Annotated in this window: 20 protein-coding genes; 9 read left to right on the plus strand and 11 right to left on the minus strand. The window is 30.1% G+C overall.

Annotation, left to right across the window (positions count from 1 at the left end):
• Positions 1-105: 105 nt before the first annotated feature.
• Entirely contained in the window at positions 106-5,316 is a 5,211-nt protein-coding gene (locus NPIRD3C_RS00110; protein ID WP_148702275.1) for a hypothetical protein, read from the minus strand.
• A 280-nt stretch (positions 5,317-5,596) separates the two neighbouring features.
• Here NPIRD3C_RS00110 and NPIRD3C_RS00115 point away from each other — a divergent pair, with 280 nt between their 5' ends.
• Positions 5,597-6,481, plus strand: coding sequence for an NAD-dependent epimerase/dehydratase family protein (locus NPIRD3C_RS00115; protein ID WP_148702276.1), 885 nt, complete (start codon positions 5,597-5,599; stop codon positions 6,479-6,481).
• Here the strand turns inward: NPIRD3C_RS00115 and NPIRD3C_RS00120 are convergent.
• From NPIRD3C_RS00120 to NPIRD3C_RS00140, 5 genes are read right to left on the minus strand one after another with little or no spacing between them, the layout of a single operon-like run.
• Positions 6,461-7,333, minus strand: coding sequence for a glycosyltransferase family 2 protein (locus NPIRD3C_RS00120; RefSeq protein WP_148702277.1), 873 nt, complete (start codon positions 7,331-7,333; stop codon positions 6,461-6,463). The genes NPIRD3C_RS00115 and NPIRD3C_RS00120 overlap by 21 nt on opposite strands.
• A gap of 36 nt (positions 7,334-7,369) precedes the next feature.
• A complete protein-coding gene (locus NPIRD3C_RS00125; RefSeq protein WP_148702278.1) occupies positions 7,370-8,545 on the minus strand; it encodes a glycosyltransferase family 4 protein in 1,176 nt (391 codons plus the stop codon).
• Between the two features lie 8 nt (positions 8,546-8,553).
• A complete protein-coding gene (locus tag NPIRD3C_RS00130; RefSeq protein ID WP_148702279.1) occupies positions 8,554-9,501 on the minus strand; it encodes an FkbM family methyltransferase in 948 nt (315 codons plus the stop codon).
• 20 nt (positions 9,502-9,521) lie between these two features.
• A complete protein-coding gene (locus tag NPIRD3C_RS00135; RefSeq protein ID WP_148702280.1) occupies positions 9,522-10,982 on the minus strand; it encodes an FkbM family methyltransferase in 1,461 nt (486 codons plus the stop codon).
• A gap of 10 nt (positions 10,983-10,992) precedes the next feature.
• Positions 10,993-12,069, minus strand: coding sequence for a glycosyltransferase (locus NPIRD3C_RS00140; protein ID WP_148702281.1), 1,077 nt, complete (start codon positions 12,067-12,069; stop codon positions 10,993-10,995).
• 113 nt (positions 12,070-12,182) lie between these two features.
• Between NPIRD3C_RS00140 and NPIRD3C_RS00145 the strand changes: the two genes are divergently transcribed.
• The 4 genes from NPIRD3C_RS00145 to NPIRD3C_RS00160 are packed head-to-tail and all read left to right on the plus strand — an operon-like array spanning position 12,183 to position 16,340.
• The gene (locus NPIRD3C_RS00145; protein ID WP_148702282.1) at positions 12,183-12,959 is read left to right on the plus strand and encodes an ABC transporter permease; all 777 of its coding nucleotides are present in this window, start codon (positions 12,183-12,185) and stop codon (positions 12,957-12,959) included.
• Entirely contained in the window at positions 12,956-14,317 is a 1,362-nt protein-coding gene (locus tag NPIRD3C_RS00150; protein WP_148702283.1) for an ATP-binding cassette domain-containing protein, read from the plus strand. The genes NPIRD3C_RS00145 and NPIRD3C_RS00150 overlap by 4 nt, the downstream gene beginning before the upstream one ends.
• 57 nt (positions 14,318-14,374) lie before the next feature.
• Positions 14,375-14,947, plus strand: coding sequence for an aldolase/citrate lyase family protein (locus tag NPIRD3C_RS00155; protein ID WP_148702284.1), 573 nt, complete (start codon positions 14,375-14,377; stop codon positions 14,945-14,947).
• A 34-nt stretch (positions 14,948-14,981) separates the two neighbouring features.
• A complete protein-coding gene (locus NPIRD3C_RS00160; protein ID WP_148702285.1) occupies positions 14,982-16,340 on the plus strand; it encodes a sulfotransferase family 2 domain-containing protein in 1,359 nt (452 codons plus the stop codon).
• A 12-nt stretch (positions 16,341-16,352) separates the two neighbouring features.
• On the opposite strand, the gene NPIRD3C_RS00165 is transcribed toward NPIRD3C_RS00160, so the two are convergent.
• Positions 16,353-17,165 carry a CFI-box-CTERM domain-containing protein gene (locus NPIRD3C_RS00165; protein WP_148702286.1) on the minus strand — a complete coding sequence of 271 codons (813 nt, stop codon included), beginning with the start codon at positions 17,163-17,165 and terminating at the stop codon, positions 16,353-16,355.
• Positions 17,166-17,240: 75 nt separating this feature from the next.
• Here NPIRD3C_RS00165 and NPIRD3C_RS00170 point away from each other — a divergent pair, with 75 nt between their 5' ends.
• Positions 17,241-17,876, plus strand: a complete 636-nt coding sequence (locus NPIRD3C_RS00170; RefSeq protein WP_148702287.1) for a hypothetical protein — start codon at positions 17,241-17,243, stop codon at positions 17,874-17,876.
• On the opposite strand, the gene NPIRD3C_RS00175 is transcribed toward NPIRD3C_RS00170, so the two are convergent.
• Complete coding sequence (locus tag NPIRD3C_RS00175) at positions 17,871-19,058, minus strand: glycosyltransferase family 4 protein (RefSeq protein WP_148702288.1); 1,188 nt, start codon at positions 19,056-19,058, stop codon at positions 17,871-17,873. The two genes, NPIRD3C_RS00170 and NPIRD3C_RS00175, sit on opposite strands and share 6 nt — an antisense overlap.
• Positions 19,059-19,074: 16 nt before the next feature.
• A complete protein-coding gene (locus NPIRD3C_RS00180) occupies positions 19,075-19,866 on the minus strand; it encodes a class I SAM-dependent methyltransferase (RefSeq protein ID WP_148702289.1) in 792 nt (263 codons plus the stop codon).
• 95 nt (positions 19,867-19,961) lie between these two features.
• Between NPIRD3C_RS00180 and NPIRD3C_RS00185 the strand changes: the two genes are divergently transcribed.
• Positions 19,962-21,701: an N-acetylneuraminate synthase family protein gene (locus tag NPIRD3C_RS00185; protein ID WP_148702290.1), complete on the plus strand. Its 1,740-nt coding sequence runs from the start codon at positions 19,962-19,964 to the stop codon at positions 21,699-21,701.
• 450 nt (positions 21,702-22,151) lie between these two features.
• Here the strand turns inward: NPIRD3C_RS00185 and NPIRD3C_RS00190 are convergent, their stop codons facing one another.
• Positions 22,152-23,465, minus strand: a complete 1,314-nt coding sequence (locus tag NPIRD3C_RS00190) for an aminotransferase class III-fold pyridoxal phosphate-dependent enzyme (protein ID WP_148702291.1) — start codon at positions 23,463-23,465, stop codon at positions 22,152-22,154.
• 72 nt (positions 23,466-23,537) lie between these two features.
• On the opposite strand from NPIRD3C_RS00190, the gene NPIRD3C_RS00195 reads away from it, so the two are divergent.
• Positions 23,538-24,068, plus strand: coding sequence for a GNAT family N-acetyltransferase (locus NPIRD3C_RS00195; protein WP_148702292.1), 531 nt, complete (start codon positions 23,538-23,540; stop codon positions 24,066-24,068).
• Between the two features lie 51 nt (positions 24,069-24,119).
• Positions 24,120-24,917 (plus strand): SDR family oxidoreductase, encoded by a 798-nt coding sequence (locus NPIRD3C_RS00200; RefSeq protein WP_148702293.1) that lies wholly within the window; start codon positions 24,120-24,122, stop codon positions 24,915-24,917.
• A 9-nt stretch (positions 24,918-24,926) separates the two neighbouring features.
• On the opposite strand, the gene NPIRD3C_RS00205 is transcribed toward NPIRD3C_RS00200, so the two are convergent.
• Positions 24,927-26,543, minus strand: a complete 1,617-nt coding sequence (locus NPIRD3C_RS00205; RefSeq protein WP_148702294.1) for a cytidylyltransferase domain-containing protein — start codon at positions 26,541-26,543, stop codon at positions 24,927-24,929.
• Position 26,544 lies beyond the last annotated feature (1 nt).

The raw sequence follows: 26,544 nt of genomic DNA on the forward strand, positions 1-26,544 counted from the left end.
TAATTAATCGTTAATCTTCTCCTAGATATTACTTCTGGAAAAATTGTCTATAACTTTCGTTAAGAGGTATTCAAAAAAAGAAAAAAAGGGTAATGTGAACTAGTTTTAGCTTACGTTGACAGTTGTACTAACTGGTGGTGATAATGCCGTAGGATTATCTACTGATTCCCATACAAATGCTGTTGCAGTGTATGTGCCTGAGGCAGTTGGAATCCATGATAATGCTGGGCTGAATGATTGACCAGAAGATAGCGAACCTGTAATCCATGCAAGTGAGACTGTGACACCGTTTGCATCCTGAATCTGTACCAAGTATGCAAATGATTGCTCTCTATCCTGACCATTTGCTAAGTCAGCGCTGATTTGTACCTGTTGGTCAACGGAAACAGAGTCTAAGCTGTTACCGAATGCGTCAACGGTTCTCAAGTTAGCAGCTGGTGCTCTCTCGAGAGGTGGTACTACAGTGCCAATTAGTGAAGTGGCAGTAATATCAAGTTCATCTGCAGTTGTGTATGGATCAGGTAGTGTATTGTCCTCATATTCTGCGGTGACAGTGTCACCTTCTGAAACTCTGAGTCTGTGACCAGATGATTCATCAAGGGTTGTGAAGAACACAGTTCCCTCAAAGATTCCGGTTGCCTCATTAGTCTCAGTTACAGTGAGATCAATACCTCCGGCATCGGAGTCAGACCACACATCGACATTGAAGTTGTCGACTGCTTCTGGATTAAAGTTCATGTCTGGATCAATTACTCTTATAACACCTGTTCCGCTTGCTGGGTAACTTGCTTCAAGCCATTGTACCTCACCAATGTTCCATCTGATAAGTGCAGAGCCTACGATTGTTTCATCCTCTGAGAACTCAAAGGAGATAGTAAGTCCGTCATCATCATCAGTTTCTATGAATCCATCGGTTGGACCTGTACCATCTGCAGATGTGCTTGCAAATGGACCTTCCTCAGTACCATCACCGTCTGCATCGTGTTTGAATCCTGTAAGGATTACTTCACCTGTGAAGATGCCTGTGTCAGTACCAGTTTCGACGAGTTTGTACCTATCGATATCGAATCCTCTAGTAGAGACCTTTATTGGATCACTGCTAGTTTCTCCGATTTCGTCAATTAGGTCACTGTCAAAGTTGTGATCTGGTGCGACAATGGTAATGTATACTTTGTCAGTCCAGGTATAGACTTTTTGGTCAAGTTCCACAGTTGCTCCGAAGTTAGAAGTGTAGATTGTCAAGTTGACATCTTCATCTTCTTCACCTACATAATCAGATCCGGATGGACCCCAATCGGTATACTCGAGGATAATTTCTTCTCCTCTTTCTAACTTGTCACCATTTAGTTCTTCAGGGATTTCGATGACAATCTGGAAGATACCAGTGCTGTCACCTGTTTCTCTAAAGGCATCAGGTTCTGGGTCAAATGCTGCGGCTGCACCGGTAACACCTTTGTTACCCATGGTGGTAGTTGCGGCATCAGAGTCCCATTCGATCAAGTCCAAGTCATAGGTCTCAGCACTGTCATTGTCAAGATCAAAGTCTGGCTCAATGAGTGTTAAGATCATGTCTGAACCGATAATGTATACGGATTTGTCGGATTGCAATACACCGTTTCTAAGGTCAAAGGTAGCAGAGTCTGTGACAGTGTTTGAGCTACCAGATGCATCAGCTGGGTCTGTGTATTCTACTTGGAGAATATCTCCTTGTAGGATACAGAAGTCCTCACCATCGTATGTATCTGAAACATCAAATCTGTCTTCTGTGTTACCTGTTGCAGTCTCGGTTTCATCAGTTCCTAACAATGCATATGTTGGATTGTTAGGACACAATGGAGAGGCTGGACCATCAGTGAATTTAACAGTTACATCCAGTTCGAATATACCTGCATCTGGTGCGATTTCAGTAATTGGGCCAAAGACTCTGATTGCATCTTCTACTGTAGATGATAATGCAGTTGTTGCAATTTTACCATTAACAGCAGCAGAACCAGCAGTTCCGAGAACGACAGTGTTAGAACCTCTTATTACAGAAATCTTAACAGGGCCGTCACCGTTTGCGTCAGCGGCTTCATTAATTGTATCTTCACCAGCGGGGTTTATGTCAAAGTCTGGATCATTTACTCTTACGTGAATTGTTAGATCTCCACTTGGGATTTCAAATCCTGATCCAATGTTATTGGTACCGATTCCGGTAGCATGTATTGGGAATAGTGATCTGCCACTTGGGGTAGATGCACTAGATGTGAAATCACCAGATGTTCCGAATGGAACTGGATAGACAGTTCTATCAAGACTTACTGAACCGGTGTTTGCTCTAACACCTGCTGAATCGCCAACTTCGACGATTTCACCAGATGCATCTCTAAAGTCAACATAATTGACTTCAATATCAAGTCCGGTTGTTGTTTCTAGGTCACCTTTCCATTTGTATGGAGAACCACCAGATGATGGATCAGCATCGGTTACTCTACACCATTTTGATGGAATCTGGAAGTCACCAATAAAGACACCAGTTGCAATTCCTGTTTCAACTAGAGTAAATCCAGTTGCACCAAGTCCTGTATCTGAAATGTTGGCATCGGAGAATTCTTTTTCACAATCATCGGAGTTGTCGCCGGTTACGTCACCAGCACCTGTTGGGGTGGACCATCGAACATCATCAAATGTGATATCTAATAATCTACCTAAGTCACCAAAGGAGAGGTCGGTAGTTAAACCGGTCTTTCCTACCGTGTCATAAGTAGTATCAGCAGTAGAAGTTACTACTGTAAAGATATCAATAAGATCAGAGTCTACGTTAAGATCTAAGTCTTCTAAGGTAATTACTACAGTGTCAGCAGTCTTGTATGAATCTTGATTGAATGAAACAATACCAGAGTGGCTTGGAGCCTCTTCTTGATCAGATACTGGGGTTACAACACCATCTGCACCTCGATCATTGTATGAGACTCTTACTGCATCTTCATCGGTTAGATCCTCAATTACTATGAATGAAGGATCATTTGCGATTGGTGATAAACCAGAGTATGTAGCCTCAGTTAAGATATTGAGTTGATTAACCATGACATATTCAAGTGAACCCTCAAAGGTACTTGTGTTGTCACCTGTTTCTTCAGCTTCAATTCTTACGATTTGGTTAGCAACTCTTTCGGTAGATTGTACACCATCATCAGTGAAACCAAATGAGAAGAAGTCTACTACTATTACTTCACCGTCAGAACTTGGAGTAAATCCAGCTGCTACGGAATTCAATAGTACTAAACCAACAAAGTCAGTATCACTTGCTGCATCTAATGCAGTTTGAATAGTTGACTCTTCAGATGAACTAAATACATGTAGATCTTGTGAACTAAGACCTGTTGTTAATGCGACTACTGTTGTGTCGCCAGTTTTTTCAGTATTTAATACATCTGCACCATCGGAGACACCATCTTCTTCGTTAATGATTGCATCATTATCGATAAGAAGGAATGCATTCCAGGTTCCAGTAGTAGACAAACTTCTCACATCAATGTTAAGAAGATTGAATCCATTGAAACTAGTAGCACCCTTAAAGGTATCTTCAAAGTCTGATACTGTTGTTTTATAATCAATAAAGACTGAGTCTACTGCAGTTGTTTCATCTGATGTGACTATTGCTCTATGGCTGAAAGCTTGAACTTTTGTAGTTGTATCTTGTTGTGATGCTATTGCATATCCAGGTAGAGCTGTGCCACCTGATGGATCTGCAGCTGCATCATTTTCAATATCTACAAATACAAATTCTGCTTTTGCACTAGAGCCGGTTCCTACTTCGCCAATTGTAAATGGATCACCAGTACTTAGTGCTGGGATTAAATCTACACTTACCTTATTAAGATCCAAGTCTTCATCTGATCTGCTGTTTTTGTTGGCATCACTATCAACAATAATAACTGGAATCTCTTCACCAGAGTTCCATTCATCATCGTTAGTTTGAATGTCAACAGTTGCAAAGCCGAATCCTACAAGAATTGTCGTTGGGGTCTCATTATAATCAATTGATGCAGAGGTTCCCCTCTTTGCATCTGATGTGATTTTAAGAGCGGATACATCTGATTCATCATATGTACCAAATACACCGCTGTTTGGACCCTGTTCTGTAATTGTAACTGGGAAATCACCTGCGAGATTATCTGCTGCTGTCTGGAAGTTTAATCCGTCATTGGTATCTGTTTTACCAGTTGTTAATTCAATGGCAGAGTCACCATTATCTTGAACGGTGAGTACTTCAGTACCAGAGTTTTGAGCATCATCGTTGATGATTAGTATACAGTTGTCTTCACACATTAAGTCACTTAATTTAGTGGCAGTAAGTAAGTTGTCGTCTGTATTTCCATCAGTATCACCGACTGCATTACCATTCTCGTCGAATACTTGGTAGTTAGTACTTTTTGCAGTACTTAATGTACCAAATGTCCAAGAATCTTCATCGGTTGGGTCAATGTTCAACCACAAATCAGTTATTGTGGCATGAACTTGAGCACTTTGTGGATATACAGTTCTGTCTAATGAGATATTAGCAAAGTTTTCGACAGTATCAAATGTGAGTGTTGTTGTTTGAACACCACCACCTTTGTTATACTGTACTACTACGTTACCAGAAACTGTGAAATCATAGAGTTGAATGATTGGCCAGAAATCACCATCAATGCCGATTTGACCGACACCAGCGTCTCCTGGTTTAGTTGTATTTGGAGATTTTGCTTCTCTTACAACATTCATTTCATTCTCAGTGGTTGCAGATACTGCTGTACCTGTAGAACCAGCGTTAGCACAGGTGGTTGCACCTGAATCGATTGTACCGAGTCCATCGACACCAGCACAATCAGCTTTATCAGGAATAGCAACACCTACGGTATCACCGAATGTTACAGTTTTACCACTTGCTCCTAGGTTAGTAGATTTTCCGACGAATTCACCAAAGTCAAGACCTTCACCATCATTAGTTACAGTAGAATCTGCAATTTGTGCTTGGCTTTTGTCTGCAAAGTAACCATACCAGTTACCATCGACGGCTTGTACCATTCTAAGTATTTGGCCGTTTATTGTAACATCTGGTTCACCTTTTGCCTCATCTGTGTCATTAATGTCTGAGTCAATTACAACGACCTCAATTACTTGAGGACCTGACATGTAGTTGTCAAACTGTGAGTTTTCTGCGGAAACAAATAGGTTGGCGTTGGCTGCATGAGCAGCAGGCATTACACCTGGAACTGCAAATGTCAGTCCACCGGCAACCATAATTGTCATTAATGTAAGACTAGTTATTTTACGTCCTATTTCGTTATTCATGTTATTGACATTTTTCTTTAAAGTTTGTATTTAAGCCTAATGGACGAATTGTCCACAATTAGAACATTTTTTGAAGTTTTTTTATGCCTGATTCGATTTAGTTATAATAATTTGATCGCTTGTTGTAATATTTACATTTTTATGACTATTTTGGGGCTCTAAACCAAAAATATTATCTATCAAATAAAATATCTTGAAATTATTATAAAGTTTTTTCTGTTTTTTGATTCAGATGATCTTAATAGAAAGCATGATAATTGCACAAAATCCTTGAGAATCAATGAATATTTTGATTACTGGAGGAGCAGGTTTTGTTGGACGATATTTAGCAAAATCTTTTAGTCAACACAAAATTACAATTTTTGATAATTTTTCAAACAGTTCACAAAATGATATTTCAAATATTCATTTCATACAAGGTGATATCTTAGACTATGAGACTTTGTTAAAATCAAGTAAAGGAACAGATGTTATGATTCACTTGGCAGCAAAAACAGATGTGTTTGAATCAGTTACCAACCCAGAAGACACAATGAATGTTAATGTTAATGGAACAATCAATGTTTTAAAGTGTTGCAAACAAAATAAAATAAAGAAAATAGTTTTTGCATCATCAGCTGCAGTATACGGTAATTGTGATCAATTACCAATAAATGAAAAAACAATTACAAAACCTACATCACCATACGGTCAAAGTAAGTTACAAGCAGAAAATGAAATAAAGAAATTTGCAAAAGAATTTGGAATAGAATATGTAATTTTAAGAATGTTTAATGTTTATGGAAAAGGACAAAACATACAGTATGCAGGAGTCATTACAAAATTTTTAGAAAATATTTCAAGAGATAAAGAGATTTTAATTTACGGAGATGGAAAACAGACAAGAGATTTTATTTCAATAAATGACATAGTTGATGCATATTCGTGTGCATTAGAATCAAAAATTAGTGGAACATATAACATTGCATCAGGAAAATCAACATCAATAAATGAACTTGCAAAAACTATGTTAGATGTATTTAATAAAAAACTAGAGATAAAACATGAAAAAGAGAAAGAGGGAGATATCAAATATAGTTTAGCAGATGTATCCTTGGCACAAAAAGAAATTGGTTTTGCTGCAAAAAGAAAACTAAGAGATGAATTAATATCTATCTCGAATTAAATTAGCCATAGAAAATAAGATAATTGCAGTAACAGACAATATTGCACCTAGTAAAAATAATACAACAGACCCAAGCAATGATCCATAAAATACAGTTTGTTCGCTGAGATATGCATCTAAGAATATTCCACCTAAAATAATTCCTGCAATTAATAATACAATTCCAGGAATTCCATAAAATTGAACGGGATGTTTTATTGAGACATACTTTAGAGTATTCATCAGTACAGAAACACCATGAGGAACAGAGTGCTGATCTGATGTATCACCTTGATACGAAATAGTTACAGGAACTTCAGCAACCGATAATCCTTTGTTTGAAATTTTTAGTAAAATCTCAGTTGATACAGACATTCCTTGTTCTGTAGGATGAATTGCATCAATTGCAACTTTAGAATATGCTCTAAATCCAGATTGAGAATCAGTTACTTTGAAGTTTGTTCCATAATTTGAAGCTGATGTAATAATTTTGATTCCAGATTTTCTATATCCAGATACATCAGTTGAGTCATCTAAGAATCTAGAACCAACTGCAACATCAACATTGTGAGCAGTAATTGCATCTACCAATAGTGGAATTTGTTCTGGGTTGTGTTGTCCATCGCCATCCAAAGTTATCATAATCTGAGCATTTTCTTTTCTTGCATAATCAAATAGTGTTGCAATAGCTGCTCCATATCCCTGATTCTTTTGTGAGATTACAATTGCACCAGCGTCTTTTGCAATCTTTGCAGTTGCATCAGTAGAACCATCATCGCAAACTACAACTTGATCAACATGCGGGAGTGATTTTTTAACAACATCTTCTATGTAGGTTTCTTCATTAAATGCAGGAATACATGCCAGTTTCATTTTGATTTTATCAAAGAATTACCATTATGTAAATAATTACTTTTGAAGTTCGTTAAAAAATTCAATGTAAGATTGAACTATATGTTTCCAGTCATAGTTGTTTTTTACATAATCAAAGCCATTTTGCCCCAAATTTTGTGATACATTAGGATTGTTGAGAAAGTAATTCAGGCATGCCTCAAATTCTAAATAATTTTCAAAATATAATCCGCCATTGCTTTCTAAACAGAAATGCTTTGTAACAGAGCATTTACCATTAACTAACACAGGGGTTTTGTTTGTCCAAGATTCCATTATTACTCTTGAAAAACTTTCATTAATAGATGGGAGACATAAAAATAATGCTGAAGAATATGCATTGTTTAATTCTTCACGAGTTAAAAACACATCAAGTATATTTTTTGAAAACTGTGATGGAATATCAACAGTCCCTTTACCAGTTAGAACAAGTTTTAAATCAGAATTATTTTTTTTTAAATATGTACAAAAATAATCAATTAGTAAAGAAGTGTTTTTTTGATTATCTTTTCTTCCAGCACATAAAATAAATTTATCAAGATTATATTTTTCTTTAAAATTTTGTAACGAAGTTTCTTTCTTAATAAAATCTATTCCCTCTCCAAGTATCTTATTTTGAGAAATTTTTGTAAGAGATGATGCAAATTGTTTTTCAGGTAAAGAATTAAAAGATATTGCTCTAACTTTGGAAAGCATTTCTTTAACAAGATTCATTTTTGCATATCCCTCATCATGAATACAAGGAATCAAAACAGAACGGTCAGGGTGAATCTGATAACCAAAAAATGTTGTCCCATACAAATAAGGTATAAAAATAAATAGACTAGTAGAATCTTTTTTAATTGCATTTAACAAATCTTTACTGTTAATATTATTTTTAAAAAAATCTTTTTCTTCTTGTATTGAGATCTTTTGTAAAGAAATTATTTTGTGATTAATAGAATCAAAGAGAGATTTGTTACGTTTGTCTAATCTAAATCTATGAACAGGTATTTTATTTTCTAAATATTTGCCGGGTTTAAGATCATCTTTCCATTCTCCTTGAAATTGTTTAGAACATGTTGTATAAACTTCGACATCTAATCCAGAGTCACGTAGATGTTCTGCAAGTGTTTTGCATTGAATTTCTGCCCCACCTGTTGCATCTTTTCCATACCATGGAATAACAAATATAATTTTTTGAGAAAAAGTCATTTTTCAGCCTAAATATTGGATTTTCGGGTTAAGTAGACATTTGCAACTTGTGGAGGAATGATTTGTTTGATCAATTCAGATTTACTTATAGATTTCAAGGAGCTTGTGTTTTCATCAATCATGTATAATTGAAATCCCATCTCAGAAAGGGGATCTAAAAGATCATCAGGAGTCGTATCAGAAAAATTTAGTGTGAATGGATTGTATTCAAAGACAATATCAATATTTTTATTTTCAAGTGTGTTTTTCATACCTTCAAAGATAAGAGGTTCTTGTCCTTCAGCATCAATAAAAATCAGATCAATGTTTTTTTTCTCATTTTTTAAAAAATCATCAACGGTAATTGTTGGGACTTTAATTTCGTTTAATTGTGGAAATTTTTTTTTTGAAATAAAGTTGTGTAATGAACTTCCTCCAGTCAAGAGAGTTGCAAAATCAGTTTTATTTGAAACTGCTTTTGATTCAACTTGAACATTTTGAAATCCATTTGAATCAATATTTTTTTTCAAAAGTTCTACTGTTTTTGGAAATGGTTCAAATGCAAACACTTTACCTTCAGGACCTATTTGTCTTGCAGCTAAAAGCGTAAAGTAACCAATGTTAGCTCCAATATTGATTACATTCATTCCTTTTTTTAGAATTTTCTTTAGAAAATTTGTTGTTCCTGGTTCATATTCTACTACAAGATACGTTTCAATTGCAACTTTATCATTGCAATCGAGAGATAAAGTATTTTCAGCAAGTGTAATACTAATAGTTTCGGTTTTTGGATCATATGCTTGCTTTTTTAATTCTAAAAGTTCGGCCTCCTTAGAGAATTTAATTTTATTAAACAAGCCTTCAAAGTTTAAACCTGAATCAATTTGATTATTCCAGTAATCAATTTCAACTTGATTTGGGGTACGATCTAAAAATAATTCATATAATTTTGTGATTTGTTGAGTCAAGTCACTCATAGTCGTCAATATACCATATACTATATAATTTCAGATATGTGTTTTGTTAAAAATAAAGTTGCAGTATTAGGAAATTTCATTTTTAATAATTCATTTTTGATATAGGTTTTAGGCATTCCATCTGCATCAATGATTTGTATGTTAAAATCAAGTTTTTCTAGTTTTTCTAAAAATTCACTCCCGCTAGTACCTGCAATTTTTAGTGTATGTGGGTTATATTCTGTAAGGATTTGTATTGGCGCATTTTTTTCAAGGGATTTTTTCATACCATCAAATATTCTAGACTCATATCCTTCTGCATCCATTATAATAAAATCAATTTGGGCAGATTCATCAAAATAATCATCAATAGTAGTAGTAATAATTTCTAGATAATCATATTCATTGGGAGGAGCAGGTGTTACAAAATTGTGCCCACTATCAGATTTTAATGCAAGAAAAGAATTTTCTTTTCTATCAGATACTGCCAAAGTAATAATTTGAACATTTTGAAATCCATTTGAATCAATATTTTTTTTCAAAAGTTCTACTGTTTTTGGAAATGGTTCAAATGCAAACACTTTACCTTCAGGACCTATTTGTCTTGCAGCTAAAAGCGTAAAGTAACCAATGTTAGCTCCAATATTGATTACATTCATTCCTTTTTTTAGAATTTTCTTTAGAAAATTTGTTGTTCCTGGTTCATATAGTTCATTATTTGAAAATGGTTCTAGATAATTTTTGTCATTAAAATTAAAATGAATTATTTGATTATCAATTTTTTTGTAACAAAATGTATCATCATACATCATAATACCTTTTGTACTAAGTTCATTTTTCAATACTTTTTTTGCCTCATCCGATTTTTTTATTATCATAAGTTGTTTGTAAACAGGATCATCCATAAAATCATATTCAAATAATTGTTTTAACTCTGAAGAAGTTGGATCTCTTTTTAGATAGTAATGATATGCATTAAAGATAGTTAAGAGATCAATTCTAACAGAATCACTTTCAAGTTTATCGATTCTTAGTTGATGTTTAAGTTCAATAGAATCTAGAATTTTTTTTAGTCCATTTACTGATCTCGTTATATTAATATTAAATTTAATTTGTTTGTCCACAATAGGATTTAATGCAAATCGTACTTCATTTTGTATTAAATTTCTAAATTTTAAAACTAATTTTCTAATGAGTTTTGGTTTGAATGTGTCAATTTTGTTTATTGTTTGAATATCATAAGACAAATTTGCTTGAATAAGATTTTCATCAAAATCATCATTAAAGATATTTAAATTATTCTTTTTTTGTTCTTTTGAAACTACAGCATCAAGTTCAGCAACACGCTCTAAATTTTTAGAATCAAGGTGAGATAATTGTTCTTGATATCTTGATGAAGCTAATGAAATAATATTTTCAGAGGTAATTTTTGAAGGTTGTGAGGAATTTTGAATTTGATTTTTTATTTCATCCATAATTTTTTTGACTTCATTTTCAATCATGATTCATTACCTATGAAATTGATTTAAGAACTAATTCAATGTTATTTTTTAATAGAATTGTTGCTTTTTCATTATTAAAATTCATCAATCTTTCATTTTGTTGTTTAATGATTTGTTCTTTCAACAAATCATCTGACATTAGAATATCAATAATTTGAGCAATTTCACCAAATTTTTTGTGATTAACTAAGATTCCTGAGCCCCCCAGAGTATCGGGAACAGCACCTGCATTAAAAGCAATTATTGGAACATGAAAATGCATAGATTCCACAAGTGGAATACAAAATCCCTCATGTTCACTCATACATACAAATACATCAGATATCTCAAAATATGACTTTAATTCTTTATCTGAAAGTGTTTCAATTGAAACAACATCTTCATTATTGATTTTTAGTTTTTTCTTTAATTTTTCTAATTTTTTAACATATTTTTCTACAGACCAGCTTCCACCAAGTAAAAATAGTTTTGATTTTGGATTAAATATTTTATAATATGCAAATATTTTCAAAATATCTTCTACTTTTTTATTTGGTGAACGTCTACCTACAAAAATAATGTTAGTAGTATCATTATAAGAATCTAAAATTTGTTGATCCAAATTTATTTTATTGAATCTTTCCAAGTTTAAGAAATATTGCATATCAAGAATTGTTTTAAATCCATAAGATGTTAATTCATTTTTGTTATATCCTGATGCAGCCATTGCATATTCAAACGAATTAGATAAGATTTTGAGTTGGTCTCGTCCTTGCTCCAGTTCAGATACAAGTGTTTGATCATATTCTACAAAGAATTTTGAAGGAGTTATGTTATGATAAAATAATAATTTTGGTTGATCAATTCTTGATAGAAATTTTGCCAATTCAGAACCAATAGAATGATGATAAATTATTAAGTCATTTTTTTGAGGGGTATATTCAGTGAAAGGTTTTGTTATTGATTTGGTAGGATCTATTTGTTTTTCAACAAAGATTTCAGAATTATAACCGAAGTTGACAATAGATTTTTGCATTTCAAGCACCGTTTCTCCTATTGCATCGTGTCTTGCCAATACCGGAAGGAATTGATGTATTGTTTGTTTCAAATCAGTTCTTTTTTTGAAAGTATAGTCTTAATAAAAATTGCATAAAAATTAATGCAATATGAGCCTAGATATAATACGAAACTGTGATAAATTAGTCAGTAGGCATAAATTAGATGAATGAAGAAATCAAAGAAATTCTTAGTTTCAAATCATTAATCTTTACCTTTGCAGTTATGGATTTAAAGCTCAGGTATAGGAATTCAATTTTAGGTATTGCGTGGTCATTTCTCGAACCATTATTCATTTTATCCATACTAAATTTAGTTTTTAGTACAATTCTACTAAACAATATTGAATATTTTCCAATTTTTCTAATTCTTAGTCTGGTAATGTACAATATGTTTACTCGAAGTACATCAATGTCTACAGAAAGTATGTTATCAAAAGCTACCATCATAAAATCAGTTTATCTCAAACGAGAAATTTTTGCAATATCATCTACAATAACTGCATTTTTGATGATGTTGATAGAATTTTCAATTGTAATTGTATTCATAGGAGTGTTTCAATTTACACCAACAGTTACTAGTTTAGCAATTCCTTTGTTAGTGATTCTACTTTTCGTATTTTCATTAGGTATTTCGCTTCCACTATCTGCCTTAAATGTAAGATTTAGGGATACCCGAATAATTTGGACAGTATTACTCCAAGCATTGTTTTTCCTTACTCCAATATTTTATGAAATTGATTTTCTTCCAGAATCAATTGCTCAATTTGTAAAATTAAATCCACTTGCATTAATTATGGAGTTAGGTCATAATGCACTTTTGTATAACACATGGCCAAATATATCAGATTTAAGCTATATCATAGTGACAAGTTTTGCCTCATTATTTGTAGGATGGACAATATTTAGAAAGATGAACAAAAAGATTGATGAAGTAATATGATTGAAAACAAAAATAACATAATTAAATCAAAGGAAAAAATTTTTCAATTTAACTCAAATTTGGATATTAAAGAATTAGATAATTCAAAAGAATTCAATTTTGAAGAAAATGAAAAATTCTCCATAAGTTTATGGGTTAAATTTTATGGAAAACAGTATGGTTCAGCTCTATCAAAGATGAATGATGATAAATCTGATATGTTTAAGGGGTGGGATGTTAGATTTCATGTTGAAAATGAAGAACAAAAGATAATTTTTTACATGAACAATAATTATCCGAGTAATTGTTTAATACATCAAACAGGGCCTATTAATGAAATTGGAGATTACAAATGGCATCATTTGGTTTTTGCCTTTAATGGATTAACAGAAGCTGGAAGTTTAGAGATTTTTATTGATGGAGTTAAAACAGAAGTATACTGTACAGGAAATTCTTTAAAAGAAAATTTTTCAAATATGCATCCAATTACAATGGGGGGTAGATTCAAAGATAAAAATCATTTTAATGGAAAAATATGTAAGATTAGAATAATAAAAAATAAGTTAAGCATTGATGAAATTTTAAAAATTTCTAAAGAAGTACCGTTGGAAGAAAATAATAAAAAAATAGAAATTATTAAAGATGAAATTGTTCTAAAAGCATCTAATATTACAAGAAATTTTAGAATACATCAAGAAAACGATGATGAAGTGTTTAGAAAACTTAGATCAATTATAACAAAAAAAACAGGATATAAGGATTTGAATGTTCTTAACGATATTTCTTTTGAATTAAAAAAAGGCGAAGTGTTAGGGATTTTAGGTAGAAATGGTTCAGGAAAAAGCACACTTTTAAAAATTTTAGGTAAAATTATGAATCCTACATCAGGAGAAATAGAAGTTCATGGAAGAATCTCATCTTTTATATCAATAGGTGCAGGGTTTCATCCCGAGATCTCTGCAGCACAAAACATCGTTTTGTATGGAGTTATTTTAGGATTAAAAAAACATGAAATGGAGCAAAAGATTGATGAAGTAATACGATTTGCAGAGTTAGAAGGCTTCGAGAATTCACGAATAAAGGATTTTTCTACAGGAATGCTTATGAGACTAGCATTATCTACTGCACTATGTGTGGACCCAGACATTCTTCTAATCGATGAAGTGTTATCTGTTGGAGATTATTCATTTCAGGAAAAAAGTAATAAAGCGTTTCAACTTATAAAGAAATCAGGAAAATCAATAATATTTGTTAGTCATAATTTAAGACAATTAGAAGAGTTTTGTGACAGGGTCATTTTGTTGGAAAATGGAAAAATTATTGATTCAGGTAAACCAGAAAAAGTAATAGAGTCATATGTAAAATTAATGAAAAAATAATATCATGATAAAAATATCATACATAAAAATAAATAATATGTTCTTAATTTTGTTCATATGAAAATTTTTTCACAGAATTTAACTAACTATGGAATAGACATTCCATCAGATGTAATTTTTAGAATAAATTTAGCATGGATAAACAACATAAATGAACTCAAAAAAATTCTAACAAAACATAATAAACACAAAATATTTTTAGACTTACCAATAAATAGAACAAAACCACCATCTAATAGTTATTCATTAAAAGAAATAATCCATGTTTTAAATAATTTTTCTAATGTAAAATATTTAGCAATTTCCAATGTTGAGACTGCAGATGATTTAAAAAAATATTTTGAGTATATCCCGAAAAATCTTAATATTGTACCAAAAATTGAAAGTCCAAAAGGAGTAAACAACATCAAAGAGATTACAGATATTTTGATTAGTGAACATAAAGTGGTAATGTTAGATCATGATGATCTTTTCTCATCCATGTTAAAATCTAATGAAAACCCTATTAAATTCAAGTCATATGTATCAAATTTAGTAAATTTTTGTGAAAAAAACAACATTATTCTTCTAAGAACCATAGGTGTCATATTTGGCAATGAAGAAAAACGTACTACGCAATACATAAAATAAAACATTATTATTTCATTACAATATTTTTTGGTAAATGGATAGTCCCATTCAAATAGAATATAAATTAAGAGACAAAGACACTTTATATTTTCTCCACATACCAAAGACTGCAGGGGGGACATTAATTTCATATCTTGATGAAAATTTTGATCTTGATCAAATATGTCGCAAACATTATTGGAGTGAGTGGTTTGATGATATTCCAAGAGATTTTTCTAGATATAGGTTATACAGAGGAGAATTAGGTGTAAGTCTCAACAAATTTCTAAATAAAAAACCAATGTATTTAACAGTATTAAGAGATCCATTAAAACGCACAATATCTCATTTTGAAACACTCAGAAGAGTACTAGGTCCTGCAGTTATAGATTTTTTTTCAAAATCAAACGAAATATCAGATTTTATCACAGATCCACATTATGGTTTGATGCTAAAAAATGTACAAACACGCTATCTTAGTTTAGAGTTAGATGTTCCAAAAATTTTGGAATCAATAGAATATAGATCAAAAGATTTTTTGATAGAATCTATATCAGAATTTTTATCACCAAATTTATCTGATAGTGAATTAATTCAAATTGCGAAAAAAAATCTAGCATCAAGTGCATTTGTAGGAATTGTTGAAAAATTTGAAGAATCATTATTTTTGTTATATTATACTTTTGGTTGGAAACCAAAAAAGACAAATTTACAAAAAAACAAATCAAATACTCCGATAAACCAAAAAGAAATATCAGAAAAAACAATATCAAAAATATTAGATTTTAATAAATTAGATAAGGAATTATATGAGTATGGAAAAAATATTTTTGAAAAACGTTATTCATTAATGGTAAATACATTAAAAGAAAAATATTATGAATCAAAATTTAACAATATTTCATTTAATGAAATGATGTACGAATTATTAGAGAAAAATTACGAAGAAAGGACTTATAGAGATACAAATAATACAAATCAAATAGAACTTTATTTTCATAAAAAACTAGTAGGCACTGGGTGGCATTCTAGGGAAAATCACAATGATACTGGAAAAATTTTTAGATGGACAGGACCAGAAAAAATATCTACAATAGATTTACCACTTTCTAGAGAAAATGATTTGATAATTGAATTTCGTGTTTTAATGTCCATAACTCCAGAAATATTAAAAAATTTGAAAGTCAAAATTAATAATTATGAAATTAATCTTAAGATTTTATTTAATAATCAAGGAATCACAACATTTCAAGGAATAATCTCAAAACATATTTTGCAAAATGGAAAAAATTTTTCTGTTTTGTCATTTCATGTTCCAAAAACTCTTAGTCCGCATGACATTAACAAAAATTTAGCAGATAAAAGAAAAATTGGGATGGCAATAGATTATATTAAAATTAAATCAATTGTTTAAAAAAAATAGAAATTAAAAATTAATATAATTTTTTGAAAGTTTTGTTACTAGTGGTTTTAATTTAAAAATTAGTAAAGTTGGAAAAATGAAATATGTTCCAATGTTGATCAAAATTACAATAATTCCATATATCATAACTTCTTCATTAGAATTTGCAAACGACATTACATGCAAACTAGATATCATTGGAGCAATACCAATCTTTATCATTTCTTTGAAAATTGGATTTTCTCTTTGATAGTCTGCCACAGAAGGTGAAAAAGAGTAGTAAAATTTATTGAATTTTTCAATAAAAAATGCACCAGATTCAGTGTTCATTATTTTGTTATCTCTAATTTCTCTTAGAAATTGGATTTGTGGAGCCATTTCAGTATCATATGTGGCACTTGCGATAAGACAACCTCCACCCTCAGAATTAGTATTTGTAGAATTTTGTTTTATTGTTGGTTCCAAATCTAATTTGATTGAAGTAATAGGAAGTGTGATAGGACCATCTTTGGTTAATACAGTACCAAGAATGTCATAAATTCCTGAACCATCTGGAGAAAACCTACCATGAGTATAGTTTGCATAAAATAATAATTCAAAGTGGCCATCTGGATGAACTTCTACCATTCTACTTAAACTAGAGTATCCAGAAGGAGAGAATATTTCGACAGCTATTTTATTTTCATATAATTTTTCATTTACTTGTCCTTTGATTTGAATTAGATCAGTCATTTTAAAACTATGAGAATCACTGTTATCGATTATTGAGATGGAGTATGCATTTGTAATAAATATTGAAAAACTAAGTAAGAAAAATATCAAAAGAAATAATTTCATTTATTCATTGTAATTAGAGTAATAATTAATTCTATTGATAGTCAGAAATAATAATGTAAAAAAAATAATGATTTTATGAAATTTTCATTAATAAAAACGCTATTTCAAAACAGGAAAAAATCATTATTTAGAAATGAAGGGAGTTTTAATTTAATCAAATATTTTGTAAAATTAAAACTAGGAGAAATTTCAGGAGATATATATAAATTTGAAAACAAAGAGAAAATTGATTTTGATGAAAGTTTATGTGAAGCTACAAATCAATGGCTTGATAAATCAATCAAAAATATGTTAATGAAAATAAATCTGAATAATACTATTATTTTTGATGAAGAAAAAGGATATGAAAATGTAGGGACTGGTTTTATTTTTGTACCATTTCTATTTAATAAAGTCATAGCATTCACTCAAAAAGAAGCATATGTATATTTCAAAATAGATGAAAAAAAATCATATACACTAAAAATTAATTGTATATCTATTCCAAAAACTAAAGTTTGTGTCAAAATAAACAACATAGTAATTGATGCATTTAACATTAATTCATTATCAGTTTTAGAAAAAAATGTCAAAATTAAATCAGACTTGGTAGAAGATAAAATTTTAAAAATTGCCATCATAGTTGAAAAATGTTGGTCTCCAAATTATATTTTTGAAGAAATACCAAATTATCCTTTAGGAATAGGTATTGAAAAAATAGAAATTTCATAGTTTAGAAATTTCAGTACAAATATTTTCAAAAATCTTTACGTTTTTTTCAAGATCATATTTTGATAATAATTTTTTAAAGCCATGTTCACCAAATTCATCTCTAAGATTTTTATGGAAAAGTTTTTTGAGTGCTTGACTAAGTTTTATTGGTTCATTAAATGGAACCAAAATACCATTTTTTCCATCATCTATTACTTCTTTAACTGCATCAATTTCACAACCAATAACGGGTTTATGAAATAACCATGCTTCAAGATAAACGATTCCAAAAGACTCAGATTTTGAAGGCATTACAAAAATATCACAAGAATGGAAATAAGACCATTTTTCATTTTCAGAGACTTTATCAATATTAAAAATGTGTTTTTTAACTTTTGAATTCAATTTAGAATAATATTGTTCAAATACAGTTGTAGAAGGCCCTACAAATGTGAAATAGATGTTATGATTTTCAGAAATCAAAATTTTTGCAGATTCAATTAGATCAATTACGCCTTTTTCTGTAGATTTTCTACCTACAAAAAGAACTAAAATAGAATCGGAGTCCAAGTTTAATTTCTTTCTGACATTAAAAAGATCAGATTTGTTTATGGAAGTAATTATCCCAGGTGGATTAACAAATACTTTTTCATCATCAACATATTTTTTTATCATAGATTTTTCTCGTTTAGTATTTACAACAATAGCATCAGACTGAGATAAAAGAGACAATTTTGTAGCATTAAGATAAAGAAAAGGAAATTGTAGATGAAGATGTGGAATTAATATGAATGGGATATTATTTATTTTAGAATAAAATACAGATGGGATTAAATGATCATATGGAAAAGAAGTTCCAATAATTAGGTCATATTTTTTTTGTGGGTGATTAAGAAATTTCCAAAGATCTATAGAAAATGGCCCAGGTTGAGAAATAGGAAAATGTTGTGAAAAATAATTTTCAGGAATTTTATCAGGAGTTGTAATAGAAAATCTTTGTACAGAATAAGGTTTTGATGGTAAAGATACATTTTGTTTCTTAGAATCATTCCAAAAGGCATCAAGTTCTATAGCATCAGTTGTTACAACATCAACCTCATGTTTTTGAGATAAATAATCAACATATTTTTCTGCCAATTGTTCAGAACCACCTAATGCAGGGGAAAATCTTTGAACTAAAAACAAAATTTTTAGATTAGACATGTATAATTTTTGAGAATTAATTATAATAAATTGCCTGTGCCGTAGGCAGTTTCATTAAAATTCCAGGTTTATCAGAAAAAAATTCGTCAATGGCTTTTTTTGTATCATAATAAGGGGCCCAACCATAGTCATCAAATAGAATAACTCCACCAGGAGCAAGTTTTGGTAAAAAGAATTCTAGAGAATCAATAGTAGGTGCTGTTGCGTTTAGATCAATGTGTAGGTATCTAATGGAATCAGGGGAATCAGGGTGGGAATTGAATGTGGATGGAATGTATCCTTTGTGAAAAACTATTTGTTTCTTGAATTCAGATAGATTATTTTTTGTTCGCTCAAAATCTAATTCAGCATATTTACCTTCAGAATCTAATTCCGATTCAAGCAAACGATCTTTTTTCATAGCAGCCCATGCATCGTATAAATGCATAGAAAAGTCACTAGTTCTTAATGGATAGTTTGCAATTTCACGCATAGTAAAAAAAGAAGTAATACCATCACCAACACCACATTCTACAAAATTATATTCGTTAGATTTTGCAAACTTCAAAGCATGTAAAGTTGCAGTTCTTACAATCCAATGCCTCCATCTTAATTCATCTAAAGTGTTTTCGTTCATTCTAAAAGATTTACTAAAATTAAAATTCTGAACATCTTCACATGTTTTGTTAAAAATTTTTCCAGAATATTCATCATTCCAAGGAAGTTCATGTTCTGTTTTCATTCCCCAACCAGTAAATTTTGCACCAATCAAATTCTTATGATAGTAATCAAATGCATACGGTTTAAGAAATGGTATTTTTTCGCTCAAAAAAGTAGCAAATTTAATGATTTTTTTATTCAAATATTACAAATTTTTGTAAAAGACAGATTTATGTATTTATCTACTTGAAATGAATATAACAAATGACAAAAACCAATATTCTCAATAAAAAAATGTTCATAATTGCAGAGATTGCAAATACACACGAAGGATCTATAAATAAATTACATGAAATAGTGAATAAAGCAATCAAAACAAAAACAGATGCAATAAAATTCCAACTTTTTACAGCTAAAGAATTATTAGTAAAAAATCATTCAGAATACGAATCATTTAAAAAATTAGAATTCTCAAATTCTGAATGGTTAAAAGTTTTCAAAAAAATAAAAAAACATCATGTAAAAATTTGTGCAGATGTGTTTAGTAAAGAAAGAGCTGCATTTGCACATAAAGCAGGAATAGATATTTTTAAAATTCATTCTTCAGATATGAATAATTATGAATTAATTGATTATATTGCAAGTACACAAAAACCAATTTTATTATCATGTTCAGGATGCAAACTAAATGAGATAGATAACGCAATTAATCGAATTAAAATAAAAGGAAAATCACAAATTATTTTGATGCATGGATTTCAAGCCTTTCCAACAAAAATTAACAAAATTGAATTAAATAGAATCAAAAATTTCCAAAAAAGATACGATTTGCCAGTAGGATATATGGATCATATTGATGGAGGCTCAAAATTAGCAAAAATTATTCCGTTGATTGCTATGGGGACAGGTGCGTTTGTTATTGAGAAACACATCACTAGAAACAGGTCATTAAAAGAAGATGATTATGAATCCTCAATCAATCCAGATGAGTTTACTGAAATGGTAAAATTGTTACGTAAAACTGAGAAAATATTAGGAAATGATTCATTTGAACTAAGTCAGGAAGAGCAAGAATATAGAAAGAAGATGAAAAAGATTCCCGTTGCAAAAAGGACAATCAAAAAAGGACAAAAAATTAAGAAAAGAGACATCAATTTGTTGAGATATGAAAATTATGTAGAAGAACTAAACGTACTAGATATAATCGATAGTGTTGCAAAAAAAACAATTTTGAAAGATAATCCATTTAACATGAAAAATATAGAAAAAAAGAATAAAGTTGTAGCTGTACTCGCATGTAGAGTTGAATCAGCACGACTATTTGCAAAACCTATGCAATTTGTAGATAATAGAAGAATTTTAGATTCAATGATTTCTCAATTGAAAAAATCAAAATCAATTGCTGAAATTATCTTAGCAATAAGTGAAAATCCAGGTAATGAGGTTTTTATTGATTATGCTAGAAAAAATAAGCTCAAATTTGTCATAGGGGATGATACTGATGTTTTACAAAGAATGATAAAAGCAGGTGAGCATACGAATGCAGATATTATTTTTCGAGTAACAACTGAAGATCCGTTTGTCTATTGGGAAATAATTGATTTAGTAATAAGTGATCATTTAAAGAAAAATGCAGATTTCACATATACTGTAGATTTACCAAATGGAATAGGTTTTGAATTAATAAATCTCGAATCTTTGAAATTTTCACATAAAAATGGAAATAAGAGGACCAGGAGTGAATTAGTTACAGAGTATATTTTCCAAAATAAATCTCAATTTAAAATTAATAAATATAATGTAAAAAAACAATTAAGAAGACCTGATATTCGACTAACAGTAGATTTTCCTGAAGATTTGATACTAGTTAGAGAAATTATGTCAAAATTAAAAAATAAAAAAATTCCAAGATTTCAAGAAATTTTAGAGACATTAAATAAAAATCCTGAATTATTAGAGATTAACGATAAACATAATGAAGAAGCTTATAGAAATTGGTTGTAAAAACCGTTTTAAAAAAATTGAATTTTAATCCAAAATCTAGAAGTCTTGAATGTATTATTAGAAGAATATTTGGAGATAAAACTAGTAAAATTCTCGGAGGATTAAGAGAAAATACAATTAAAGGATGTTTTACAATATTTTAGCATTTCAGGAAACAAGATGAAAAATAGATGATCTCCTTTTGGAAATTATTATGAATTTGGTATAGGTAAAGGAATTACTTTGTATAGATATTTGAGAGCATTAGATTCTTTCGTTAAAAGAAAAAAATTGATTCATCAAAATTTAATATATATGGATTTGATACATTTGAAGGTCTTCTTCATAGCAAAAATAAAGTGGATGTAAATATAGCTTGGAAAAAAGGTGATTTTGCTGCAGACATGATTAAGAGGAAAAACATTTGTGTATTCTAAAAAAGAATTTGAGTACATATGAAATAGTTCAAAATTATTTTTTATTTTTAGTTGGAGGAATTTTCATTGTCCATATAGTTTTTGGTAAAGAGCCTTCTAGATGTGAAGAATAATCTTCGTTAGAAATTTTTTCTGAAATAAATTTACATACAGATTCTAAATTGCTTAATGTAAAATCAATATCATCCATTGTATGTGAAAATGAATGAAATACAACACCAGGAGACATAAAAATTCCACGTTTCACCATTTCTTGTAAAAACAATCCTTTCAACGAGTCAGAAGGTTGATTTTTTGTATCATAACATTCCAATTTCATCCTAATGGGATATCCAATCATTTTTGCGTTCAAATTATAGGAATCTGTTATTTTATTCCAACCTTCAAATAACTTAATTCCATTTTCCCAACATTTTGAAATCGTGTTTTTTTCTTTCATTTCAGTAATAACAGCTTTTGTTCCGGCTAATGAAAGAGTTTCACTGTTATTTGTTGATGAAACCCATAATTCATCAAATGCTTTCATAAATTCAGCAGGTCCAGTAATTGCACTAATTGGCAATCCATTACCCATTCCTTTTCCAAAACAAACCATATCACCCTTAATGTTGAAATATTTTTGTCCTCCTTGAAGTGAAAATCTAAAACCAGTTACAATTTCATCTAAAATTAGTAATGAGTTATTTGAATCAGCTATCTTTCTAACATTAATTAAAAAATCATTAGAAGGTTTTTGATACACAGTGGGTTCAAGTACAATGGCAGCAATTTCTTCAGGATTATCCTCAAAAATTTGTTCTAAACCGGAAATATCATTATATTCAAAAATTTTAATTAGATCTCGATTAAAAAAAGGTACACCTCCATCACGACTTACCATTGCAGCTTGCCAATCATGCCACACACCACCACTGCCACAATAAGCAATTTTATCACGTTTTGTAATATGTCGTGCAGCTCTAACAGCCCCAGTTACAGCATTAGAACCAGATTTCTCAAACTTTACTAATTCAGCATGAGGTATAGTTTGTAGCATTAATTCTGAAGTTTCAACTTCCAAAGGATGAGGCAATGAGAATAAAATTCCACTTTTTAATTGGTCAATAATTGCATCATTAACAGGTTTGTAGTTATATCCAAGGGTAATAGGACCAATTCCACACAAATAATCAAGAAAATCATTACCATCAACATCAATAAAATGAGAACCGTTTGCCGATTGCACATATACAGGATAAACTCCCTCAATAAATGCAGGTGCAGCTCTACTGAAAGTACCAGTTAAATGAGGAATTGCTTTTTTTGCACGTTCTTTAAGTTGGTTAGATTTTGTAAGATCATGAGCCATGAAAGACTTTTTTACATATACTAATTAACGGTTTTCATAAACTTAATACAATAAAATTTTTAGGTATAGATAATGATTGATAAGAATATTGAAATAAAAACGGAAAGATTAATCTTAAGAGAATTAAAAGAGAAAGACATTACTGAAAAATATATTAATGCATTAAATGATGAGGAGGTAATTAGATTTATTGAAGCACGTTATAAAAAATGGGATTTTGAATCAATAAAAAAATATGTAATGAAATCTATAACAGACGAATATTCTATACTTGTAGGAATTTTCTTTCAAAACAACCACATAGGGAACATCCATTTAATTAATTTCAATGCAATACACAAACGATGTGATTTAGGAATAATAATTTTTGATAAAAATTTTTGGAAAAAAGGTATCGCATACGAAGCACTTTCTTCTATAACAAATCATTACATTGAATCAAATATTCTTCATAAAATATGTGCAGATTATAATGAATTGAATGTCAATTCAGAGAAGCTTTTTGCTAAATGTGGATATAAAAAAGAAGGTAAATTTGTAGAACATATATTATTTGAAGGGAAATTTGTAGATTCTATCAGAGTATCGAAAATTAAAGAATAAACAAAATATACGCCTAAAAACACCTTTAAAGGAAAATTTAGAATAAAAATTATGAATGTAAAAAAATTATTTGATCTTTCAAATAAAGTGGTTGTGATAACAGGAGGAGCAGGACTGTTAGGTTCACAATATGCAGAGGGATTAACACAAGCAGGTGCAAATGTGATTATAGCAGATACAAATTTTGAAGCATGTAAAAAAATTGCTAAGAAATTAGATCAAATATATGATAAAAATTCTATGCCAATAAAATTAGACATAACAAATAAGAAATCAATAGATGGGATGGTAAATAAGATATTAAAAAAATATTCAAAAATTGATGTTTTAATTAATAATGCAGCAATACAGGGTAATCCAAAACTACGAACTACTTCTTTTGAAGAATTTCCAGAATCCGAATGGGGAAAAGCATTGGATGTCAACTTAACTGGGATGTTTTTGTGTTGTCAGAAAATTGGAAAGGTCATGGTAAAACAAAAGAAAGGAGTAATAATCAATGTTTCTTCAACATATGGGATTGTTGCACCAGATCAAAGAATATATGGTAAAAGCGGACAAAATGCAGCTGCATTTTATTCAGCTACAAAAAGTGGTGTACTAAATTTTACACGATATTTAGCATCATATTGGAATGGAAAAGGAATTAGAGTGAATACTCTTTCTCCAGGAGGAGTAGAAAAAGGTCAAGAAAAAGAATTTGTAAAAAAATATTCTGCTAAAACAATGTTAGGAAGAATGGCTCGTAAAGATGAATATGTTGGAGCTATAATATTCCTAGCATCTGATGCATCATCATACATGACAGGTTCCAATTTGATAGTGGATGGAGGGTGGACTGCATGGTAACTATTCTAGTTAGATTTTTTGATCATCAAATTTAGTATTGATAATTCTAATGATTTCATGAACTCCATTTAATAGATCGTGTTTTTCAAGATTTTTACGTAATTCTAGTCTAAAATCATAATCCATCATTTTGATTATTGCATTTTGAAAAGATTTCATAGTAAGATTATTTATCGATCCTAAGTGAATTGCACCACCTGAAATTCTTGAAAATTTATGTAATTCTTCTCTTTCATGAACTGAAACTGTGATCATAGGCACCTTAAGTGAAGCAATTTCAAAAACAGTTCTGCCATTAGCTGTTATCACAAAATCAGATTCACGAATATATTTTGCCATTATATCAGATTGTTCAATAATTCTCACATTTTGTGAATTTTGGTTCATTTGGAAAACCAATTTTTTAATTTTATTTTTATGAGCATTTCCCATTCCCAAAATAACAACAATTTTTTGTTTAAAATTATTTTTTGATAGTAATTCTAAAACAGGCAAAGTCAAATTTTGAGGATCAGTTCCACCAAAAGTTAATAAAATATTTTTTACTTTTTTTCTAATTGGTTTACTATGTAAAATTCTAAATTCATCACGAACACAAGCATAATTACTTCCGAAAAATTTACGAGGTTTAGTTTTATTTGTTACATATATTGGATTAAAAACTAAATCAGCTAAATCACTTCCAGGACCTAAATCTTCAAAATTAACTATAAATGAATTAGATTTACGCAATTTCTTCATGTACGATGTTGTAGTATAAAGAATATCATTGAAAATCAGATCGGGTTTAAAGTTTTGTAAAATGCCATTAAATTCTTTGTTATTTGAGTAAAATTTTACTTTATACAATTGTTTACGAAGTTTTTGATGTCCAAGATTTTTACTTTTTTCCATAACAATTAGAATTTCATTATTTCGTAAGTAGTTTAGAATAGTAATCATGTTATAGACATGACCTAATCCAATTTTATTAGAACCGTTAACACAAACAAGTATTTTTCTCCTGTTGAGGATTTTTTCTATTTGTTCTAAATCATGATAATTTTTAGCTATAAATCCCTCAGTAGGAGAAAGTTTAATGCCTACATAAGAAGGATTGAATTTTTTATTTTTAAGAAAATATTGAATATCAAAACCAAAAATAGTTCTAGAGCTAACAATATTTTCTTGCACAGATAATTTACTTAAATTGTGTTTAAGAGAAGATTTTGTAAAAGTATCAGAATTTTCAACATATCCAGTAACGGTATGATTTTTTGAGATTTTGGGGAAAAATTTTCGAATAGTATTTTTTTCAATTAATGGCAAATCTGAAAAAATAACTAAACATTTTTTATAATTAAAATTTGATTCTTTGAATGCATCTAAAGCATTTTTGATGATTTTTTCAGAATTAGATAAGTTAGTATCTTTTAAAAAAATTACATTAGGGGTATATTGTAAAGAAACTTCTTGAATTGCTTCAGAATCGGTTACAACAAAAACATCGGCACATTTTGCATCAATACATGTTCTTAAAACATAATACAGTAATGGATTGTTATTTACAAGACGTAGATTGTGTTGAGAAATATTTTTGTTATTACTAAATGCAGGAATTAAAATAAGATTGGTAGTTTTTTTCATA

This window comes from Nitrosopumilus piranensis, assembly GCF_000875775.1.
Lineage (GTDB): Archaea > Thermoproteota > Nitrososphaeria > Nitrososphaerales > Nitrosopumilaceae > Nitrosopumilus > Nitrosopumilus piranensis.

What these genes read in the sequence shown, in the direction of transcription:
- NPIRD3C_RS00120 (WP_148702277.1), bottom strand. Translation starts at nt 7,333, where the DNA reads ATGAAACTGGCATGTATTCCTGCATTTAATGAAGAAACCTACATAGAA.
- NPIRD3C_RS00190 (WP_148702291.1), bottom strand. Translation starts at nt 23,465, where the DNA reads ATGGCTCATGATCTTACAAAATCTAACCAACTTAAAGAACGTGCAAAA.
- NPIRD3C_RS00125 (WP_148702278.1), bottom strand. Translation starts at nt 8,545, where the DNA reads ATGACTTTTTCTCAAAAAATTATATTTGTTATTCCATGGTATGGAAAA.
- NPIRD3C_RS00115 (WP_148702276.1), top strand. Translation starts at nt 5,597, where the DNA reads ATGAATATTTTGATTACTGGAGGAGCAGGTTTTGTTGGACGATATTTA.
- NPIRD3C_RS00110 (WP_148702275.1), bottom strand. Translation starts at nt 5,316, where the DNA reads ATGAATAACGAAATAGGACGTAAAATAACTAGTCTTACATTAATGACA.
- NPIRD3C_RS00170 (WP_148702287.1), top strand. Translation starts at nt 17,241, where the DNA reads ATGAAATTTTCATTAATAAAAACGCTATTTCAAAACAGGAAAAAATCA.
- NPIRD3C_RS00155 (WP_148702284.1), top strand. Translation starts at nt 14,375, where the DNA reads ATGAAAATTTTTTCACAGAATTTAACTAACTATGGAATAGACATTCCA.
- NPIRD3C_RS00160 (WP_148702285.1), top strand. Translation starts at nt 14,982, where the DNA reads ATGGATAGTCCCATTCAAATAGAATATAAATTAAGAGACAAAGACACT.
- NPIRD3C_RS00175 (WP_148702288.1), bottom strand. Translation starts at nt 19,058, where the DNA reads ATGTCTAATCTAAAAATTTTGTTTTTAGTTCAAAGATTTTCCCCTGCA.
- NPIRD3C_RS00195 (WP_148702292.1), top strand. Translation starts at nt 23,538, where the DNA reads ATGATTGATAAGAATATTGAAATAAAAACGGAAAGATTAATCTTAAGA.
- NPIRD3C_RS00165 (WP_148702286.1), bottom strand. Translation starts at nt 17,165, where the DNA reads ATGAAATTATTTCTTTTGATATTTTTCTTACTTAGTTTTTCAATATTT.
- NPIRD3C_RS00185 (WP_148702290.1), top strand. Translation starts at nt 19,962, where the DNA reads ATGACAAAAACCAATATTCTCAATAAAAAAATGTTCATAATTGCAGAG.
- NPIRD3C_RS00200 (WP_148702293.1), top strand. Translation starts at nt 24,120, where the DNA reads ATGAATGTAAAAAAATTATTTGATCTTTCAAATAAAGTGGTTGTGATA.
- NPIRD3C_RS00145 (WP_148702282.1), top strand. Translation starts at nt 12,183, where the DNA reads ATGAATGAAGAAATCAAAGAAATTCTTAGTTTCAAATCATTAATCTTT.
- NPIRD3C_RS00135 (WP_148702280.1), bottom strand. Translation starts at nt 10,982, where the DNA reads ATGATTGAAAATGAAGTCAAAAAAATTATGGATGAAATAAAAAATCAA.
- NPIRD3C_RS00130 (WP_148702279.1), bottom strand. Translation starts at nt 9,501, where the DNA reads ATGAGTGACTTGACTCAACAAATCACAAAATTATATGAATTATTTTTA.
- NPIRD3C_RS00150 (WP_148702283.1), top strand. Translation starts at nt 12,956, where the DNA reads ATGATTGAAAACAAAAATAACATAATTAAATCAAAGGAAAAAATTTTT.
- NPIRD3C_RS00205 (WP_148702294.1), bottom strand. Translation starts at nt 26,543, where the DNA reads ATGAAAAAAACTACCAATCTTATTTTAATTCCTGCATTTAGTAATAAC.